Source organism: Enterobacter sp. QK-SA4 (assembly GCF_056856775.1).
This window is the reverse complement of record NZ_JBXFXH010000007.1, coordinates 2,829,384-2,847,783: the sequence shown is the minus strand read 5'-3', so window position 1 is coordinate 2,847,783 and position 18,400 is coordinate 2,829,384. Positions and strand designations below refer to the sequence as shown.

The following is an 18,400-nucleotide window of genomic DNA, read 5'->3' as shown; positions in this document are numbered from 1 at the left end:
TTTACATTTTCATTGTTTTACCGTTGCTCTGACTAATTGACGATAAACCCCGTAAAGTTAATCTCGTCAACACGGCATAGCGCCGAAGAATAACTGAAAGAAAGGAAATAAATTATGCGTAAGTTTACTGCACTGTTTGTTGCTTCTACCCTGGCTCTGGGCGCTACCAGCATGGCGTTCGCCGCAGATACTGCGACCACTACGACTGCCGCGCCTGCTGAAGGCAAAATGATGATGCATCATAAAGGTCCGGGTATGCACAACGAGATGATGATGTTTAAGGATCTCAACCTGACGGATGCGCAGAAGCAGCAGATCCGCGACATCAGAAAAGGTGAACGCGACCAGATGAAACGTCCTCCGCTTGAAGAGCGCCGTGCGATGCATGACATCATCGCCAGCGACAGCTTCGATAAGGCGAAAGCCGAAGCGCAGATCGACAAAATGGCCGAGCAGCACAAAGCCCGCATGCTGGCTCACATGGAAACCCAGAACAAGATCTACAACATTCTGACCCCGGAACAGAAAAAACAATTTAATGCGAATTTTGAGAAGCGTCTGACAGAACGTCCGGCGATGGAAGGTAAAATGCCAGCACCAACCGAATAATCGGTTCACACTCTTAAGACCGCCGGGATCCTGTCCACAAAAGCGCAACCGCTGTGGACAGGACCGGCGGTTTTTCTTTCCTGCCCTCTTGCCTGCCGCCGCCAGCGCGGTATCCTCCTGTAGTCGCTTCAGAGAATGTTTGCAGAGTCATGGCGTTAGAATTTTTATTAACGTTCCGCTAAGGCCTGCCCGCTCTGCTGCCGATACTGTTTCTGTGAATACCCAACGATAACAAACAAGACAGCAACGATAGCGATATCCTTGCCCTGGCACGGGTTGTGCCATTCAGGAGTGGTGATGGAGTTCTTTGATATCCGTAAGATGCCGGTCAGCCTCTGGCGCAATGGTGCTGGCGAAACGCGTGAGATTTGCTGCTTCCCTCCCGCGACGCGCGATTTTCAGTGGCGCGCCAGTATCGCGACGATTGCCAGCAACGGCGAATTCTCCTCGTTTCCCGGTGTTGACCGGGTGATTACCTTGCTGGAAGGGGGAGAGGTGACGCTGGACGCGGGTCAGGCGTTCTCCCATACCCTCAAGCATCATCAGCCCTACAGTTTTGCCGGCGATTTGCCGGTGAAAGCGCTGCTTTCAGATGGGCGGATGGCGATGGACTTTAATATCATGACCCGGCGCGACTGCTGCCGGGCGAAGGTGCGCGTTGCTGACCGAACCTTTACCACCTTTGGCTCACGCGGGGGCGTGGTGTTCGTGCTAAGCGGGGCGTGGCAGCTGGGCGATAAATTGCTGACGGCCGATCAGGGTGCCAGCTGGGAGGAGGGTACCCATACGCTGCGTCTGCTGGAGGCTCAGGGTACCTTATTGTTCAGCGAAATCACGTGGCTGCCGGGTCATTGAGCACAATGATCTCAAACTTTCCTGCCAGGACCGGTTTACAGAGAATTTTGTAGCCATCGTGGTCAAATCCGGCGGGCGTGCGCAGCAGGGTTGCCGCGTCGTTGAGGTCGTCGACAGCGCCCAGCCAGAGCCAGTTATTGACGATGTGATACTGGGTCATGGCCTCGCCCACTTCTTTTAGCGCAACGGCGCTTTCCCAGGGCCAGCAGTTTACGCTGATGGCCGCCAGACCGGTGAGAAGCCGGGCGTGATGCGCCTCAACGCTCTCTTTCCCGCAGCAGGCACCGGCGCAGCGCTTCAGCGCGGATCGAAAACAGGCGCGTCCGCGGGTAGTTGCCTCCAGACCTAAAAGGCTGTAGCAAAGCTGTAAATCGTCCGCCAGCGTCTGCAGCGCCTGGAGCGCGGCGCGTTTATTGGCAAAAAGCCCATAGAGATTCGGGGCATGAGAAAAATCGACGTCGCGCGCGTAGACGACCTGCGGCTTGCCATCGTTTATCTGCAGCGAGCAGAGCTGACGGTTGCGGCGCAGGCGCTTATTGAACAGCGGCTGTTGTTCTTTGATCAACCGCGCCTCCAGCAGCAGCGCGCCCATTTCTCCCGCCGTCTGGAACCAGGTAATGCGTCGCGACTGGCGCAGCATGGCGGCCTCGTCCGGCGTACGCAGATGGGATAACACCCGGCTGCGAATGTTAACGCTCTTGCCGATATAGAGCGGCAGGGTGTCGCTTTCACCGTGAAAGATGTACACGCCCGGCTGTTTAGGCAGCGCCTCAAGCCAGGGGCGAAGGTGTTCGGGATATTCGTAGATAGCCGCCGCTTCAAACTCAAGACGCGGGGCGGATTGACGCCTGCTCACATACTGCTCCATATACTGTTCAGGCATACAGTGTAGCAGGAGTGTGGTGGTTAAAAAAGAGCCGGGTGGCGGCTACGCCTTACTCGGCCAGGACGTGCGGCCTGATGCCCTCACCCCAACCCTCTCCCACGGGAGAGGGCGCAAACATTAAAAGCGGTAACCTGGTTACCGCTTTGCTTTATTTTTTCCAGAAGTCGTCAAACACCGTAATTGGCGTATGGCGCTTGTGCTCGGTTTTCAGATACCAGCCTTCGATGATTTTCGCGGTACCTTCATCCAGCTTTTTGCCTTCCAGATAATCATCAATGTTGTCATAGGTGACGCCAAGGGCCGCTTCATCCGGCAGGGAAGGGCGATCGTCTTCAAGGTCCGCTGTCGGCGCTTTCTTATACAGATGCTCAGGACAGCCCAGCGCGGCCAGCAGCTGCTTACCCTGACGCTTGTTAAGACGGAAGATAGGGTTAATATCGGTGCCGCCGTCGCCGTATTTGGTGAAGAAACCGGTGATCGCTTCTGCCGCGTGGTCGGTGCCGACGACAACGCCTTTGGTCATCCCGGCGATGCTGTACTGCGCTTTCATGCGCTCGCGGGCTTTCTCGTTGCCGCGAACAAAATCGCTCAGCTCAATGCCCGCTTCGCGAAGCGCCTGCTCGCTTGCCAGCACCGAGCCCTTAATATTAACGGTCAGCACGCGGTCAGGCTGAATGAAGGCAATGGCATCCTGGCAATCCTGCTCGTCCGCCTGTACGCCATAAGGAAGACGCACCGCGATAAACTGCAGTTTCTCATCGCCCGTCTCTTCGCGAAGCTCTGAAATCGCCATCTGGCAGAGTTTACCGGTCAGGGTAGAGTCCTGGCCGCCGCTGATGCCCAGCACCAGGGATTTCAGGAACGCGTTCTTTTTTAAGTACGATTTTAAAAAATCCACGCTGCGGCGGATCTCTTCATGTGCATCTACCGTAGGCTTCGCGCCCAGTGCCTGAATAATCTCTTGTTGCAGAGCCATCACGCCCTCCATATGCAGTACATAAACAGAATGTGTTAGCTGTTAAAACTAACCCTTTGGGCGAGAAACGACAAGGATCACAGTTTCGAGTGCGCTAATTTGCGCCGATTTAGCAGGTTATCGTTGTTTTATTAGAATTTTCCGAAATTCGTCTGGCGTAATCCACAAAGTTGAACAATAGTACTTTTTATCCCATGCTTAGATAACACGCTGATAAACAAGAGGACGGAATATGAACAAGAACGTAGCAGGAATTCTTAGCGCAGCGGCGGTACTGACTATGCTGGCAGGGTGTACGGCTTACGATCGCACCAAGGATCAGTTTACGCAGCCCGTAGTAAAAGACGTTAAAAAAGGCATGACCCGTTCGCAGGTAGCTGCGATTGCCGGTAAACCTTCTTCTGAAGTGACCATGATTCATGCGAAAGGGACCTGCCAGACCTATATCCTGGGTCAACGTGATGGTAAGGCAGAAACCTACTTCGTCGCCCTGGATGATACCGGTCATGTGATCAACTCCGGCTATCAGACCTGTGCTGAATACGACACCGATCCGCAGGCGCCTAAGGCGCAGTAACCCTCCTTGCCTGAGGATGTTAACAAACCGGCCCATGGGCCGGTTTTTTTATGCATCAGAAAATCTTATTTCTTTGCGCGAATTATTTGCCCGAAATGTGAAGGGAGTCAACAAGCCAGGTCAATGAGAGACAATTTGAGTCTATCCAGAATTATCCCCTGTCTGTACCATTGCGTATACTCACTCCAACGATAAACAACAGTACGCAAGCTACCTGTCTGCCGGGACAGCGAGTCGAGTGATAGCGCGATGGCAGGTAGTTATATAAGAGGGAAATCACGATGGAAAAGAAACATATCTACCTGTTCTGCTCAGCGGGCATGTCAACGTCGCTTCTGGTGTCAAAGATGCGTGCGCAGGCTGAAAAGTACGAAGTCCCTGTGGTGATTGAAGCGTTTCCAGAGACGCTGGCGGGCGAAAAAGGCCAGACAGCCGATGTTGTTTTACTGGGGCCGCAAATTGCCTATATGTTGCCCGAAATTCAACGACTGTTACCCAATAAACCGGTCGAAGTGATCGATTCGGGGCTGTACGGCAAAATTGATGGTTTAGGTGTTCTTAAAGCTGCTGTGGCAGCCATTAAAAAAGCTGCTAATTAATTTTTATTTTTCCCGTCAAAGAGTTATTTCACACACAATACGCCGTAACATGTGTTACGGCATTTAAGGGTATTTTCCTATGAGTAAAGTCATCGCTTCACTTGAAAAGGTACTCCTTCCTTTTGCTGTTAAAATAGGAAAGCAGCCTCACGTTAATGCCATCAAAAACGGCTTTATTAAATTAATGCCGTTAACGTTGGCTGGGGCCATGTTCGTTTTAATTAACAACGTTTTTCTGAGCTTTGGTGAAGGTTCCTTCTTTTATTCATTAGGAATTCGGTTAGACGCATCCACTATTGAAACCCTTAATGGTTTTAAAGCCATTGGCGGCAACGTCTATAACGGTACGTTAGGGATTATGTCGCTGATGGCGCCTTTCTTTATTGGGATGGCACTGGCAGAAGAGCGTAAAGTGGATCCGCTGGCTGCCGGGTTATTATCCGTCGCCGCCTTTATGACCGTAACGCCTTACAGCGTGGGTGAAGCCTATGCCGTTGGCGCCAACTGGCTGGGCGGGGCCAACATCATCTCCAGTATTGTTATCGGCCTGGTGGTGGCAGAAATGTTCACCTTTATTATCCGTCGCAACTGGGTTATCCGCCTGCCGGATAGCGTACCGGCTTCCGTTTCTCGTTCATTTTCCGCGTTGATTCCAGGCTTCATTATTCTCTCCATCATGGGGATTATCGCCTGGGCGCTCTCCCACTGGGGCACTAACTTCCACCAGATCATCATGGACTCTATCTCTACGCCGCTGGCGTCGATGGGTGGCGTGGTCGGTTGGGCGTATGTGATTTTCACTTCTCTGCTGTGGTTCTTTGGCGTGCATGGTTCACTGGCACTGGCCGCGCTGGACAGCGGGATTATGACCCCCTGGGCACTGGAAAACGTTGCGCTTTACCAGCAGTACGGCTCCGTTGACGCGGCGCTGGCAGCGGGTAAAACCTTCCATGTGTGGGCAAAGCCGATGCTTGACTCCTATATCTTCCTGGGCGGTACCGGGGCGACCTTGGGTCTGATCATCGCGGTCTTTATTGTCTCTCGTCGTGCTGACTACCGTCAGGTCGCGAAGCTGGCGCTGCCATCAGGCATTTTCCAGATTAACGAACCGATTCTGTTCGGTCTGCCAATCATCATGAACCCGGTAATGTTCATTCCGTTCATTCTGATTCAGCCGCTGCTGGCCGCGATCACCCTGACGGCGTATTACATGGGCATCATTCCACCGGTCACCAACATTGCACCGTGGACCATGCCGGCGGGCCTGGGCGCCTTCTTCAACACCAACGGCAGCGTCGCAGCCTTCCTGCTGGCGATATTCAACCTCGGGATTGCCACCCTGCTGTACATGCCGTTCGTGGCGATTGCCAACAAAGCCGCCACCATTATTGATGAAGAAGAGAGCGAAGAGGATATTGCCCTCTCACTGAAATTCTAAGATTGACCGGCGCGGGGAAGCCCGCGCCAGCCACAAGGAGCTTAAACATGTTAGATTTGGATAGTATTGTCGCAGACGAAGCCGTCGAGAACGATCTCGAAGAAGTGGTGATGGGGCTTATCATCAACTCCGGACAGGCCCGCAGCCTGGCCTATGCCGCACTGAAGCAGGCCAAGCAGGGGGATTTCGCCGCGGCGAAAACCATGATGGACCAGTCCCGCACGGCGCTGAACGAAGCGCACCTGGTGCAGACAAAGCTGATTGAAGGCGATCAGGGCGAAGGGAAGATGAAGGTCAGCCTGGTGCTGGTCCACGCGCAGGATCACCTGATGACCTCGATGCTGGCGCGTGAGCTGGTGGCGGAGCTCATCGAGCTTCACGAGAAAATGCACTGAGTCGGATTTCGCAGCAGGAGGTCAGCACGATGGAAATTAAAACCGCACTTGAACAGCAGCTGTTTAATGGCAAAAATTTTCACGTGGTTATCTACAACAAGACGGAGAGCGCCAGCGGTCTGCACCAGCATGACTACTACGAGTTCACGATTGTTCTGACCGGCCGCTACTACCAGGAGATCAACGGTAAGCGCGTCCTGCTTGAGCGAGGGGATTTTGTCTTCCTGCCGATGGGGTCTTATCACCAGAGCTTTTACGAATTTGGTGCCACCCGTATTCTGAACGTGGGCGTCAGCAGACGCTTCTTTGAGAAGCACTATCTGCCGCTGGTGCCGTTCTGCTTTGTGGCATCCCAGGTCTATCGGGTCAAAAACGAGTTCATGACCTGGATTGAAACGGTTATCGCCTCGCTTAACTTCCGCGACAATGAATTTGATGAGTTTATTGAAACGGTGACCTTCTACGTGATGAACAGGCTGCGCCATCATCGTGAGGAGCAGCAGGTGACGGATGATATTCCACAGTGGCTGCGCAGCACCGTTGAGCTGATGCACGATAAAGGCCAGTTCAGCGAAAATGCGCTGGAAAATATGGTGTCACTGTCGGGGAAATCCCAGGAATATCTGACCCGCGCGACGCAGCGCTATTATCGTAAAACACCCGTGCAAATTATTAATGAAATCCGCATTAATTTTGCAAAGAAACAGCTGGAAATTACCAACTACTCTGTCACCGATATTGCTTACGAGTCAGGATACAGTAGTCCAAGCCTGTTTATTAAGACCTTTAAAAAATTGACTTCATTCACACCGAACAGTTACCGGAAGAATTTAACGGTAATTAATTAACTTTCGGCGGATTACCCGCCACAAATATTGCTTTAATGGCTTGCCCAAATAGCGGGAAGAGTACGCTATACCTTGCAGGCGATTAACCTGATACGCTAAGGGAGATATTATGCAGAAGAAATTAAAAGTCGTAACCATTGGTGGCGGCAGCAGCTATACCCCGGAATTACTTGAAGGTTTTCTGAAACGTTATCATGAATTACCGGTCAGCGAATTATGGCTGGTTGACGTTGAGGAAGGTCAGGAAAAGCTGAATATTATTTTCGACCTGTGCCAGCGCATGGTGGAGAAAGCGGGCGTGCCTCTGACCGTGCATAAAACCCTCGATCGCCGTCTGGCGCTGAAAGATGCGGATTTCGTCACCACCCAGCTGCGCGTGGGCCAGCTGAAGGCGCGCGAGCTGGACGAACGTATCCCGCTGAGCCACGGCTATCTCGGGCAGGAGACCAACGGCGCGGGCGGTCTGTTCAAAGGCCTGCGTACCATCCCGGTGATTTTCGACATCGTCAAAGACGTGCAGGAGATCTGCCCGAACGCGTGGGTGATTAACTTCACCAACCCGGCCGGGATGGTGACCGAGGCGGTCTATCGTCATACCGGTTTCAAACGCTTTATCGGCGTCTGTAACATTCCGATCGGCATGAAGATGTTTATCCGCGACGTGCTGGCGCTGACCGACAGCGACGATCTCTCCATCGACCTGTTCGGCCTGAACCACATGGTATTCATTAAAGACGTGATCGTGAACGGTAAATCACGGTTTGCCGAACTGCTCGACGGCGTGGCTTCCGGTCGCCTGACGGCGGCATCGGTGAAAAACATCTTTGACCTGCCGTTCAGCGAAGGGTTGATCCGCTCGCTGAACCTGCTGCCGTGCTCGTACCTGCTTTACTACTTCAAGCAGAAAGAGATGCTGGCCATCGAAATGGGAGAGTACTATAAGGGCGGCGCGCGTGCGCAGATCGTTCAGAAAGTCGAGAAGCAGCTGTTCGATTTGTATAAAGATCCGAACCTGAACGTCAAACCGAAAGAGCTGGAGCAGCGCGGCGGGGCCTACTACTCCGATGCGGCGTGCGAGGTGATTAACGCCATCTACAACGACAAGCAGGCGGAGCACTATGTTAACGTGCCGCACCACGGCCATATCGACAATATCCCGGCGGACTGGGCGGTTGAGATGACCTGCATCCTGGGACGCGATGGCGCTAAACCGCATCCACGCATCACCCACTTCGATGATAAGGTCATGGGCCTGATCCACACCATCAAAGGCTTTGAAGTGGCGGCAAGCAACGCGGCGCTGAGCGGCGAGCTCAATGACGTGCTGCTGGCACTGAACCTCAGCCCGCTGGTACATTCCGACCGCGATGCGGAGCAGCTGGCCGGCGAGATGATCCTGGCGCATGAAAAATGGTTGCCGAACTTTGCCGCCACGATCGAGAAGCTGAAGTTCAAACACCACTGAGAGGACGCACAATGGAAAACCTGCTGATCGTTAATGCTGATGATTTTGGCCTCTCTAAAGGCCAGAACTACGGCATTATTGAAGCCTGTCGCCGGGGGGTTGTGACCTCTACCACGGCACTGGTGAATGGTGAGGCGGTTGAACACGCGGCGCAGCTGAGCCGCGAGGTGCCGGATCTGGGCGTCGGCATGCATTTTGTGCTGACGCTCGGGATGCCGCTTTCGCCAATGCCGGGCCTGACGCGCGACGGCCAGCTGGGCAAATGGATTTGGGAACTGGCGGAGCAGGGCGCTCTGCCGCTCGAAGAGATTGCCCGCGAGCTGGAGCGTCAGTTCAACCGCTTTATTGACGCGTTTGGTAAGGCGCCGACGCACATCGACAGCCATCACCACGTGCATATGATCCCGGCGATTTTCCCGATTGTCGCGGAGTTTGCGCAGCGTAAAGGCGTGGCGATGCGCGTGGACAGGGAGGCGCACGGCGTGCCCGACTGCGCCGTGACCACCACTGAGGGATTCAGCAGCGCATTTTACGGCGACGAGATCGACGAAGCGCTGTTCCTGAAGGTGCTGGATGATTCCGCCGCGCGGGGGGAGCGATCGCTGGAGGTCATGGCGCATCCTGCTTTTGTCGATAACACCGTACGTAAGAGCGCCTACTGCTGGCCGCGCCTGGCGGAGCTGGACGTGCTGACGTCGGCGTCGCTGAAGTATGCTATTGCCGAGCGTGGGTATCGGTTGGGGACGTTCGGGGATCTTTAAGACAAAGCCCGGTGGCGAGGTAAAAGCAAAACGGTAACCAGGGTTACCGTTTTTATTGTTTTCTCCCTCTCCCGTGGGAGAGGGGCGGAGTGAGGGCATCAGGCCGCACGACCGGGAATGATTTTTACGCCGGAATCTGATCGATCTTACTGCTGCGCGACCAGACGCGGTGCGCGGCGAGCAAATCAAACAGCTTCGTCATAAAGGCATCGTCAACGTTGTCTCCCTCGACAATGCCGTCCTCACCCTGATCGGCCACCTTCAGCTGCGCCTTAAACCGTCGCGCGTCGCGGGACAGCGCGATCGGTTTCAGGTGCTTATAGGCTTCGAGCAGATAATACACCGCGTCACCGTTGGTCAGCAGGCTGTCAATATCCCCGCCCGGCACAATCACCGCATCAACGGTCAGCGATGGCGCCCCGGCAAAGGTTGCCGCCACCGGCAGCACGGAGCCGTCATCGGCGGTCACTTCCCCCATGCGGGAATAAAGCAGTTTCGCATGCACGCCCTGGGTCTTCAGCGCCTGCATAATCCCCAGCACGTCGCTGGCGCGGGTTTTGTCGTTCAGCAGGATGGCGACCACGCGGCCTTTAATTGACCCACCCGGCACGGCATACAGGCTCAGCGACGGATCTTTCTTCACGCCGTTAACCTCTTTCGGCGGGGCAATGTTGCGCTGCTCATCGGTCAGCGTAATGCCCAGGTTATCCGCAACGCTCTGGGCGAGCTGAATATCAATGCGCGCCAGCTGATCGACCACGCGCTCGCGGATGTAGGTACGCACCACTTTGCTCAGCTCAAAGCTGAAGCCGCCGATAATGTGCTGCTGCTCAATCGGCGTCTGGCTGTTCCAGAACAGGCGAGGGTGGGCGTAATACTCGCCGAACGACGGGCTGCGCTCGCGAATTTTATTGCCATCGATACGCTCCTGGTACGATTCGAATCCACCGCGTTTCGGCCCCGGCGGCGTTTCGCGCGGCCAGTTATCGTTGATAGAGTTCGGCTCATAGTTCGCCGGGTTGGTATCAATATCCTGACGGTGCATCCCGTCGCGCTGGAAGTTGTGGTACGGGCAGGTTGGGCGGTTAATCGGGATTTCGTGGAAGTTCGGCCCGCCAAGACGGCTGATCTGCGTATCGGTGTATGAGAACAGGCGTCCCTGCAGGAGCGGATCGTTGGTGAAGTCCAGCCCCGGCACGATATGGCCCGGGTGAAACGCGGCCTGCTCGTTTTCGGCGAAGAAGTTATCCGGGTTGCGGTTGAGCACCATTTTGCCCACCAGCTGTACCGGCACCAGCTCTTCCGGAATCAGCTTCGTCGGGTCAAGCAGGTCGAAATCGAACTTAAATTCGTCCTCTTCCGGTATGAGCTGCAGGCCCAGTTCGTATTCCGGGAAATCGCCCGCTTCAATGGACTCCCACAGCTCGCGGCGATGGAAGTCCGGGTCGCGCCCGGTCAGCTTCTGCGCCTCGTCCCACACCAGCGAGGCTTTGCCCGCCACCGGCTTCCAGTGGAAGCGCACAAACGTGGCTTTGCCCTCGGCATTGATCAGACGGAAGGTATGGATACCAAACCCTTCCATCGTGCGATAGCTGCGCGGAATGCCGCGGTCTGACATCGCCCACATCACGTTGTGTAAGGTTTCAGGCTGCAGTGAGACGTAGTCCCAGAAGGTGTCGTGCGCACTTTGTCCCTGCGGTATGGCCCAGTGGGGCTCCGGTTTTACCGCATGGACAAAGTCAGGAAATTTATGCGCATCCTGAATGAAGAACACCGGGGTGTTATTGCCCACCAGATCGAAAATACCCTCTTCGGTATAAAACTTGGTGGCAAAGCCGCGGATATCCCGAACCGTATCTGCCGAACCGGCGCCGCCCTGCACGGTGGAGAAGCGCACAAACACCGGGGTAATTTTATCCGGGTCAGAGAGGAAGTCCGCTTTGGTGATGTCTTTCAGACTCTTGTAGGGCTGGAAGTAGCCGTGCGCAGCGGAACCTCGCGCGTGGACGATGCGTTCCGGAATTCGCTCATGGTCGAAATGGGTGATTTTTTCCCGCAGGATAAAGTCTTCCAGTAGGGTTGGCCCGCGCGCGCCTGCGCGAAGGGAGTTCTGATCGTCAGCAATGCGCACGCCCTGATTGGTGGTGAGCGCAAAACCTTCGCCGCCTTTACGGTGCGGCTCAAGCGATTTCAGCTTCTCGTTTCCCGTGTCCGGCAATTTCATGCTTCCCGGTGCGGTAGGCTGTTCGCCCGGTGCGGAGGGGCCAGGGGAGGGGCGATGAGAGCCGTCAGCAGGGGCGAGAGAGTCCATACCCGGTTGAGATTCTTCAGTGCCATGAATCGGTGATTGATGTGTTTTATCTTTGTTCGACATTGCACGCTGCTCCTTTATCCATTGCTAAAAACCCTATTAAGGATAGAACAATGTCGCGAGATGGCTCGCGAACTAAGAGTTTTCACATGCCGTCATTGACGAAAGGAGCCTTTAGGCCCACTTGGGGCGCGACGGAAGGCAGCAGGATCGGCTATCATAGAATTTTCCTGCTTCAAGAATTTGCTTTAGTGAACCAGTCGCTTATGAAACCTCTTCGTCAACAAAACCGCCAGGTTATTAGCTATGTGCCCCGCGTTGAGCCCGCGCCGCCAGACCATGCCCTGAAAGTGGAGGGTTTTCGCGATGTCTGGCAGCTTCGGGGGAAATACGTGGCCTTCGTGCTAATCGGCGAACATTTCCGCCGCTCGCCCACGTTTACGGTGCCGGAGTCAGCGCAGCGGTGGGCGATGCAGATCCGCCAGGATGAAGAGGTCGAAGAATAACAGCCATAAAAAAACCGCCATCAGGCGGTTTTTTTATTTCTACCGAGATTAACGATGCGCCAGCTCGGCGTCGTCTTCACTTTCCAGAATCGCTTTGTCGGTCTGCTTCAGCCACTGGCTGGTCAGCGTACCGGCGGTCATGGAGCCGCTTACGTTCAGCGCGGTACGGCCCATGTCGATCAGCGGCTCAACGGAGATCAGCAGCGCGACCAGCGTCACGGGCAGACCCAGCGCGGGCAGCACAATCAGCGCGGCGAAGGTTGCGCCACCGCCAACGCCCGCAACGCCTGCGGAGCTTACGGTAACAATCCCGACCAGCGTGGCGATCCAGACCGGATCCAGCGGGTTAATCCCAACGGTAGGGGCAACCATCACCGCCAGCATCGCCGGGTACAGACCCGCACAGCCGTTCTGACCAATGGTGGCACCAAAGGAGGCAGAGAAGCTGGCGATGGATTCAGGCACGCCCAGACGACGGGTTTGCGCTTCAACGTTCAGCGGAATAGACGCGGCGCTGGAACGGCTGGTGAAGGCAAAGGTCAGTACCGGCCAGACTTTACGGAAGTATTTAAGCGGGCTGACGCCGTTTACGCCCAGCAGGATGCCGTGCACCACGAACATAATGCCCAGGCCCAGATAAGAGGCGACAACGAAGCTGCCCAGCTTGATGATGTCCTGCAGGTTAGAGCCGGCAACCACTTTGGTCATCAGCGCCAGCACGCCGTAAGGCGTCAGCTGCATAACCAGACGCACCAGCTTCATCACCCAGCTTTGCAGGGTGTCGATCGCGGTCAGCACGCGTTCGCCTTTAGGCGCGTCGTCCTTCAGCAGCTTCAGCGCCGCTACGCCCAGGAACGCGGCGAAAATAACCACGCTGATGATCGAGGTTGGGCTCGCACCGGTCAGGTCAGCAAACGGGTTCTTCGGAATGAAGGAGAGCACCATCTGCGGCACGGTCAGGTCAGCCACTTTACCAACGTAGTTGGTTTGAATCGCGGTAAGACGCGCCGTTTCAGCGGTACCCTGAACCAGGCCTTCTGCGGTCAGGCCAAACAGGTTGGTGACCAGCACACCCACCAGCGCGGCAATCAGCGTGGTGAACAGCAGCGTACCAATGGTCAGGAAGCTGATTTTTCCCAGCTGAGTCGCGTTATGCAGGCGAGCAACGGCGCTCAGAATAGAGGCGAACACCAGCGGCATAACGATCATCTGCAGCAGCTGAACATAGCCGTTACCGACGATGTTGAACCACTGAATGGAATCTTTCAGAACTGGATTATCGGAGCCATAAATTGCCTGTAATGCCAGACCAAATACGACACCCATGGCCAGACCAACCAGCACTTTTTTCGCCAGGCTCCACTGTTTGTGGCGCGCCTGCGCAAGAAGCAATAGCAATACAGCGAACACAACGACGTTCGCGATGAGTGGAAAATTCATCCCCGTTCTCCTGATTTATTATTGGGTCGGTTTTTACCGATCCTGTTGGCGGAAGGTTAGCAGAAGTGTGATGTAGCGCTTATATCCAAATGGAATGGGTTATGACAAATGGGATAATTTTGTCGGTTTACTGTTCAATCTGGTGATGAATAAAGCGATTGAACTGAAATTGCAGCGAATTAATCATCTGGGATGACCAGCGAACTGCACTGTTTTCGGGCAATGTTTGCGGCATCCAGACGGCGTAAGCAAACAGCGCCATGCACAATACGCGCTCAAGCTGGTTGCCTTTCTGCGGTGCGAGGATCGGAAAACGGAAACGCCAGCGGCAGGGCCAAAGCAGCGGTACGCCCGCAGGCGTCAGCATATCGGCGAGAATATGGCTTAAATAGCCCAGCACCATCCCCTGGATGGCATCGGCGGGGACTATCCAGCTTTCGGGCACCTTCAAATAGAAAAGCGTCAGCAGGCCAAACACGGCCAGCAGGCTGTGCGTGAAACCCCGGTGGCCGAACGCGCGGGCGATGGGTTTCGATACCCACTTCAGGCGTTGTCCGAGGAAAGATTTGGGATGGTCAATGTCGGGCAGCAGGCAGGTCAATACGGCGGAAGGGACAATATGCCACCAGTCCCCCTGTGCCAGCACGGGGGTGAGTTCAGCGTTTTTGGCAAATACCGCGCACGCAATAGAAAAAAGCAGGTGGCCTTCCGCCGTCATGATAAAACCCACAAAACTGTCAATTCATACAGTATAGGGTTTTTATACAGTAGGCGGAAGAGGTGACGGTGTAACTGTTTGTCACAAACCAGAGAAGGGCGTTAACCGCCCTGCAGGTGATGCGCCGTGAGTTCTGCCAGTGAGTTAAGCTTCACGTCGGCAAGGGCAAACCGGGGGTCGTGACGGCCTTCTTCTGCGGGCACCACAATGGAGCGCATCCGTGCAGCCTTCGACGCCACCATACCGTTAACGGAATCTTCCAGCGCAACGCAGTTGAGGGGATCCAGGCCGAGCCTAGCGGCGCAGTCCAGATAGACCTGCGGGTGCGGCTTGCTGTAAGGCAATTTTTCAGCGGACGCCAGCGCGTCGAAACTGTCGCGCAGTTCAAACATCGTCAGCACTTTTTCCAGCATGTGCAGCGGTGAAGCCGAGGCCAGGCCAACCTTCAGCCCCTGGGCTTTACACAGCGCGACGGCCTCACGTACGCCGGGCAGCAGCGGCCGGTTCTCTTCCACCAGAGAAATGGCGCGGCTGATAATGCGTGCGGTCACCTCATCGCGACTGGGACCTACCCACGGCTGTTGGGCAAACCACAGATCCACCACCATATCGATGCGCAGGCCCAGGGTATCGGGAAGTTCATTACGGCGGCTGATATCCACGCCGAGGCTGGCCATAACGTCCAGTTCGGCGCGATCCCACAGCGGTTCTGAATCGATCAGTAATCCATCCATGTCAAAAATTGCGGCAAGAATTTGGCGCGGTGTCGACATCACAACGTCTCCTTATCCAGGGTGTTCGACAGACGATACGTGCTAAGCACAATCTGCAATTTAGCATATTGCTTTTAAAGAGCGGGCGAAATTGATGACCAGCAGGTAGACTTAGGCACAAATAACGCGTCTTTATGAAGAGGAACTGATGACGTATCAACAAGCTGGACGCATTGCGGTCTTAAAACGTATTGCTGGCTGGGTGATTTTTATTCCTGCCGTCATTTCTACGCTGATTTCTGTACTCAAATTTATGTACGATCACAGCGAAAAACAGCCGGGTATCAATGCGGTAATGCTTGATTTCGCTCATGTCATGATTGAGATGATGCGTTTTAATACGCCATTTTTGAATGTCTTCTGGTTTAACTCACCCACTCCGGATTTTCATCAACAGCTGAATATCGGCTTTTGGGTGATATATGCTCTGATCTTTGTCGCGCTGGCACTGCAGGCCTCTGGTGCGAGAATGAGTCGCCAGACGCGCTTTTTACGCGAAGGCGTTGAGGATCAGTTGATTCTGGAGCAGGCCAAAGGCCCGGAAGGAATGAGTCGGGAGCAGATTGAATCCCGCATCGTTGTGCCGCGTCACACCATTTTCCTGCAAATTTTCCCGCTCTATATCCTTCCCGTCATCATCATTGTGGCGGGATACTTCTTCTTCTCACTGCTCGGTTTTCTGTAAGCGATAAGGGTGGCGGCAAGGCCACCCGTTCTCTACTCAGGCGGCAAGCATACGCTCAAGCGCCCGCTGCGCGTTAACCAGATGTTCCCCGCCAAAAAGAATGGCACGGTTCATCAGCGTATAAAGCTGATACACCGGCTGGCGGTCGAGGAAACCGGGCGGCAGGGGGGAAACAGACTGGTATCCGTCGTATATTTGCGGCGGCTGCTCAGGATGAAGCGGCAACATGGCAAGATCGCACTCTCTGTCACCCCAGTAGCAGGCCGGGTCAAAGATGTACGGGCCGTTGGGACCCAGCGCGCAGTTATTGGACCACAAATCGCCGTGAAGCAGCGACGCCTGAGGCTGGTGGGATGCCAGACGCTGTTGAACGTGCTCGACGATGGCGTCGATATTGCCAAATTCCAGTCCTTTTTCGGCGGCCAGCTCAAGCTGCCAGCCAATGCGCTGCTCGGCAAAAAATGTCGACCAGCGACGCTGCCAGGCATTGGGCTGTGGCGTGGTGGAGAGATCGTTGTCAAAATCGAGACCAAACTGCGGCTGGTCGCTCCATTGATGCAGGCGCGCTAGCTGTTGGCCGAGGATGAACGCATTATGGGCATCCAGCGGCCGGGCGGGGAGATACTCCATCACCAGGAAGCTGTAATCGCGGTCGCTCCCCACGGCCAGAACCTGCGGGACCGTCACCGTTTTACTGCGCGACAACAGCTCCAGCTGGTCGGCTTCGGCGGTAAATATCGGAAGCAGCTCTCGCTCATCGCACTTAACGAAAAGATCGCGCCCTGCGTAGCGTAAATGCCACGCGGCGTGGATTTCACCGCCTGGCAGTTCGTTACGCAGTTCAATTTCACCTTCACCCAGCTGCTCACGTAAAAGATGACTGATAGCCTGCCACATGTTGTCTCTCCCATGTTGTCTGCCAGATCATAAAGTTAGCGCATAATGGCGGTAAAAAAAAACGAACTAACGCACACCTGAGCGGTTTAAATTCATACAGCGCACTTATTGTTCTTTTTTCCGCCAGCTTTCCCAGGTATCCACGTCAATCTCGGCAGGCTTATCGGTCACGCTCTCCACCAGACTGGCGGCCAGCGCATGAACCTCTTCCTGGCTCAGGGCGCCGATCTGACCAAATGTCAGGGTGCCTAAATCATGAATATTACCCTCGTCATCCGTCAGGGTGAGGAGAAAATTAGCCCGGGTGAAAGCATTGTTGAGCTCATTTAGCTCGGTCAGCGATGCTTCATGAAGGTTGATGGTCACGACGTAGCGTGTGATGTCACCACTGCTCATAATTCACCTCATTGTTATCATGGAAGTTTTCTTAGCATAGTCGATAGTTTGCGTTTGGCGACTCAGCGAGGACATTCCCCTCCGTAAAGACGAAGGGGAAAAGGCGTTAATTTCGGGACAGGTAATCGACGATTTTTTGCGTATCGGCAAGCGAACAGAGACGCGTGCCCTGGTTGATGGTGGCGGCGCTACCCGCCGCCACGCCGTAGCGTGTCATTTCGAGCAGAGACGCACCCTGCGCCAGTTTTAGCGTCATCGCGCCCACCATGCTATCGCCCGCGCCAACCGTGCTCTGGCTCTTCATCGGCGGTGGGACAACCTGAACGGACGACGATTCATCGACTGCCAGCGCCCCCTGAGGGCCAAGGGAGACGACTACGCGCCGCGCTTTGCCGCTTCGCACCAGCTCCTGCGCGGCGGTGCGCACATCATCAGGCTGCGTCAGTTCACGGTTGACCAGCGCGCTTAACTCTTTCTGGTTGGGTTTGACCAGCTCCAGATTGCCCGGCACCAGCGCCGCCTGCAGAGCCTCGCCACTGCTGTCAACAATGCAGCGGATGCCGCGTTGCTGTGCCGCCTGAATCAGCGCCGTTAATTTTTCCGTGCTTACGCCGGGCGGCAGGCTGCCGCTTATCACCAGCAGCGCGCCGCTCTCTATTGTCAGCACTTTCTCTTCAAGCTGACGAAACTCGTCATCGCTGAGTTTCGCGCCCGGCATGACAAAACGGTACTGCTCGCCGCTGGATCCCACGTGGACATGCAGGTTTTGCCGCGTCCAGTCTTTGGCCTCAACGGTTTCAACGGCCACCTGTTCATCGGCCAGCAGAGAGACCAGGTGTTCACCGGTGGCACCGCCTGCGGGAAAAATTGCCGTGGCTTTGCCGCCGAGATGTGTAATGGCGCGCGCCACGTTGATCCCGCCGCCGCCGGGCTCAAAGACCGGGGCGCTACAGCGCAATTTACCTTCCGGGTAAATCTGCGGCGTCAGGGTGGCGGAATCCAGGGAAGGGGAGAGCGTCAGAGTATAAATAGAAACCATCATTACCTCCTTTTAGCATGGGCTCTTATTAGCCTGGCACCTTTTGTCAGGAAGGCAATGTAAATAACAGTATGATTTTAAATATGAATACTGACAAAAAGTGAGGCGGGGGATATATAAACTAAAACGCTTTTTGAGATCGTTCTTATTCAAAAAATGAAATAAGAAAACATTGCTATGTTATTTGCGGCTTTTTATAATTTGTTACCTTTCTCTGGACGCCTTG

General features: G+C 54.9%; 20 protein-coding genes. 11 read left to right on the top strand and 9 right to left on the bottom strand.

Annotated features, from left to right (window positions below):
• Positions 1-114: 114 nt before the first annotated feature.
• Entirely contained in the window at positions 115-609 is a 495-nt protein-coding gene (gene spy / locus AC1VYI_RS15255; RefSeq protein ID WP_023311279.1) for an ATP-independent periplasmic protein-refolding chaperone Spy, read from the top strand.
• Between the two features lie 297 nt (positions 610-906).
• Positions 907-1,464 carry an environmental stress-induced protein Ves gene (ves, locus tag AC1VYI_RS15250; RefSeq protein ID WP_045401506.1) on the top strand — a complete coding sequence of 186 codons (558 nt, stop codon included), beginning with the start codon at positions 907-909 and terminating at the stop codon, positions 1,462-1,464.
• Here ves and cho read toward each other — a convergent pair.
• Both cho and nadE read right to left on the bottom strand, forming a co-directional pair.
• Positions 1,442-2,332, bottom strand: a complete 891-nt coding sequence (cho, locus tag AC1VYI_RS15245; RefSeq protein ID WP_171843727.1) for an excinuclease Cho — start codon at positions 2,330-2,332, stop codon at positions 1,442-1,444. The genes ves and cho overlap by 23 nt on opposite strands.
• Positions 2,333-2,498: 166 nt before the next feature.
• A complete protein-coding gene (nadE, locus tag AC1VYI_RS15240) occupies positions 2,499-3,326 on the bottom strand; it encodes an ammonia-dependent NAD(+) synthetase (RefSeq protein ID WP_023311282.1) in 828 nt (275 codons plus the stop codon).
• A 232-nt stretch (positions 3,327-3,558) separates the two neighbouring features.
• On the opposite strand from nadE, the gene osmE reads away from it, so the two are divergent.
• The 7 genes from osmE to chbG all read left to right on the top strand — a co-directional run bounded on the left by osmE (position 3,559) and on the right by chbG (position 9,409).
• Positions 3,559-3,903 (top strand): osmotically-inducible lipoprotein OsmE, encoded by a 345-nt coding sequence (osmE, locus tag AC1VYI_RS15235; RefSeq protein WP_010430142.1) that lies wholly within the window; start codon positions 3,559-3,561, stop codon positions 3,901-3,903.
• A 281-nt stretch (positions 3,904-4,184) separates the two neighbouring features.
• Positions 4,185-4,502: a PTS N,N'-diacetylchitobiose transporter subunit IIB gene (gene chbB / locus AC1VYI_RS15230; protein ID WP_008500676.1), complete on the top strand. Its 318-nt coding sequence runs from the start codon at positions 4,185-4,187 to the stop codon at positions 4,500-4,502.
• 79 nt (positions 4,503-4,581) lie between these two features.
• Entirely contained in the window at positions 4,582-5,940 is a 1,359-nt protein-coding gene (chbC, locus tag AC1VYI_RS15225) for a PTS N,N'-diacetylchitobiose transporter subunit IIC (RefSeq protein WP_134866502.1), read from the top strand.
• 47 nt (positions 5,941-5,987) lie between these two features.
• A complete protein-coding gene (gene chbA / locus AC1VYI_RS15220; protein ID WP_023311284.1) occupies positions 5,988-6,335 on the top strand; it encodes a PTS N,N'-diacetylchitobiose transporter subunit IIA in 348 nt (115 codons plus the stop codon).
• A 5-nt stretch (positions 6,336-6,340) separates the two neighbouring features.
• Positions 6,341-7,183 (top strand): transcriptional regulator ChbR, encoded by an 843-nt coding sequence (chbR, locus tag AC1VYI_RS15215; protein ID WP_071789366.1) that lies wholly within the window; start codon positions 6,341-6,343, stop codon positions 7,181-7,183.
• Positions 7,184-7,292: 109 nt separating this feature from the next.
• Positions 7,293-8,648: a 6-phospho-beta-glucosidase gene (locus tag AC1VYI_RS15210; RefSeq protein ID WP_047174052.1), complete on the top strand. Its 1,356-nt coding sequence runs from the start codon at positions 7,293-7,295 to the stop codon at positions 8,646-8,648.
• Between the two features lie 11 nt (positions 8,649-8,659).
• Complete coding sequence (gene chbG, locus AC1VYI_RS15205; protein WP_226483719.1) at positions 8,660-9,409, top strand: chitin disaccharide deacetylase; 750 nt, start codon at positions 8,660-8,662, stop codon at positions 9,407-9,409.
• Positions 9,410-9,533: 124 nt separating this feature from the next.
• On the opposite strand, the gene katE is transcribed toward chbG, so the two are convergent.
• A complete protein-coding gene (gene katE, locus AC1VYI_RS15200; RefSeq protein WP_134866501.1) occupies positions 9,534-11,783 on the bottom strand; it encodes a catalase HPII in 2,250 nt (749 codons plus the stop codon).
• Positions 11,784-11,833: 50 nt separating this feature from the next.
• Here katE and cedA point away from each other — a divergent pair, with 50 nt between their 5' ends.
• Positions 11,834-12,226 carry a cell division activator CedA gene (gene cedA / locus AC1VYI_RS15195; protein ID WP_023311289.1) on the top strand — a complete coding sequence of 131 codons (393 nt, stop codon included), beginning with the start codon at positions 11,834-11,836 and terminating at the stop codon, positions 12,224-12,226.
• 48 nt (positions 12,227-12,274) lie between these two features.
• Here the strand turns inward: cedA and AC1VYI_RS15190 are convergent, their stop codons facing one another.
• The 3 genes from AC1VYI_RS15190 to hxpB all read right to left on the bottom strand — a co-directional run bounded on the left by AC1VYI_RS15190 (position 12,275) and on the right by hxpB (position 15,157).
• Positions 12,275-13,666: an L-cystine transporter gene (locus AC1VYI_RS15190; RefSeq protein WP_045336125.1), complete on the bottom strand. Its 1,392-nt coding sequence runs from the start codon at positions 13,664-13,666 to the stop codon at positions 12,275-12,277.
• Between the two features lie 127 nt (positions 13,667-13,793).
• Positions 13,794-14,384, bottom strand: a complete 591-nt coding sequence (locus tag AC1VYI_RS15185; RefSeq protein ID WP_014883483.1) for a metal-dependent hydrolase — start codon at positions 14,382-14,384, stop codon at positions 13,794-13,796.
• A gap of 101 nt (positions 14,385-14,485) precedes the next feature.
• Positions 14,486-15,157 carry a hexitol phosphatase HxpB gene (gene hxpB, locus AC1VYI_RS15180; RefSeq protein ID WP_023311290.1) on the bottom strand — a complete coding sequence of 224 codons (672 nt, stop codon included), beginning with the start codon at positions 15,155-15,157 and terminating at the stop codon, positions 14,486-14,488.
• A 148-nt stretch (positions 15,158-15,305) separates the two neighbouring features.
• Between hxpB and AC1VYI_RS15175 the strand changes: the two genes are divergently transcribed.
• Positions 15,306-15,842 carry a YniB family protein gene (locus AC1VYI_RS15175; protein WP_023311291.1) on the top strand — a complete coding sequence of 179 codons (537 nt, stop codon included), beginning with the start codon at positions 15,306-15,308 and terminating at the stop codon, positions 15,840-15,842.
• A 36-nt stretch (positions 15,843-15,878) separates the two neighbouring features.
• On the opposite strand, the gene AC1VYI_RS15170 is transcribed toward AC1VYI_RS15175, so the two are convergent.
• The 3 genes from AC1VYI_RS15170 to pfkB form a co-directional block, all read right to left on the bottom strand.
• Positions 15,879-16,739, bottom strand: coding sequence for a fructosamine kinase family protein (locus tag AC1VYI_RS15170; RefSeq protein ID WP_029740438.1), 861 nt, complete (start codon positions 16,737-16,739; stop codon positions 15,879-15,881).
• 105 nt (positions 16,740-16,844) lie between these two features.
• Positions 16,845-17,135, bottom strand: a complete 291-nt coding sequence (gene ghoS / locus AC1VYI_RS15165) for a type V toxin-antitoxin system endoribonuclease antitoxin GhoS (RefSeq protein WP_047742128.1) — start codon at positions 17,133-17,135, stop codon at positions 16,845-16,847.
• A gap of 106 nt (positions 17,136-17,241) precedes the next feature.
• Entirely contained in the window at positions 17,242-18,174 is a 933-nt protein-coding gene (gene pfkB, locus AC1VYI_RS15160; protein ID WP_047648043.1) for a 6-phosphofructokinase II, read from the bottom strand.
• Positions 18,175-18,400: the final 226 nt, after the last annotated feature.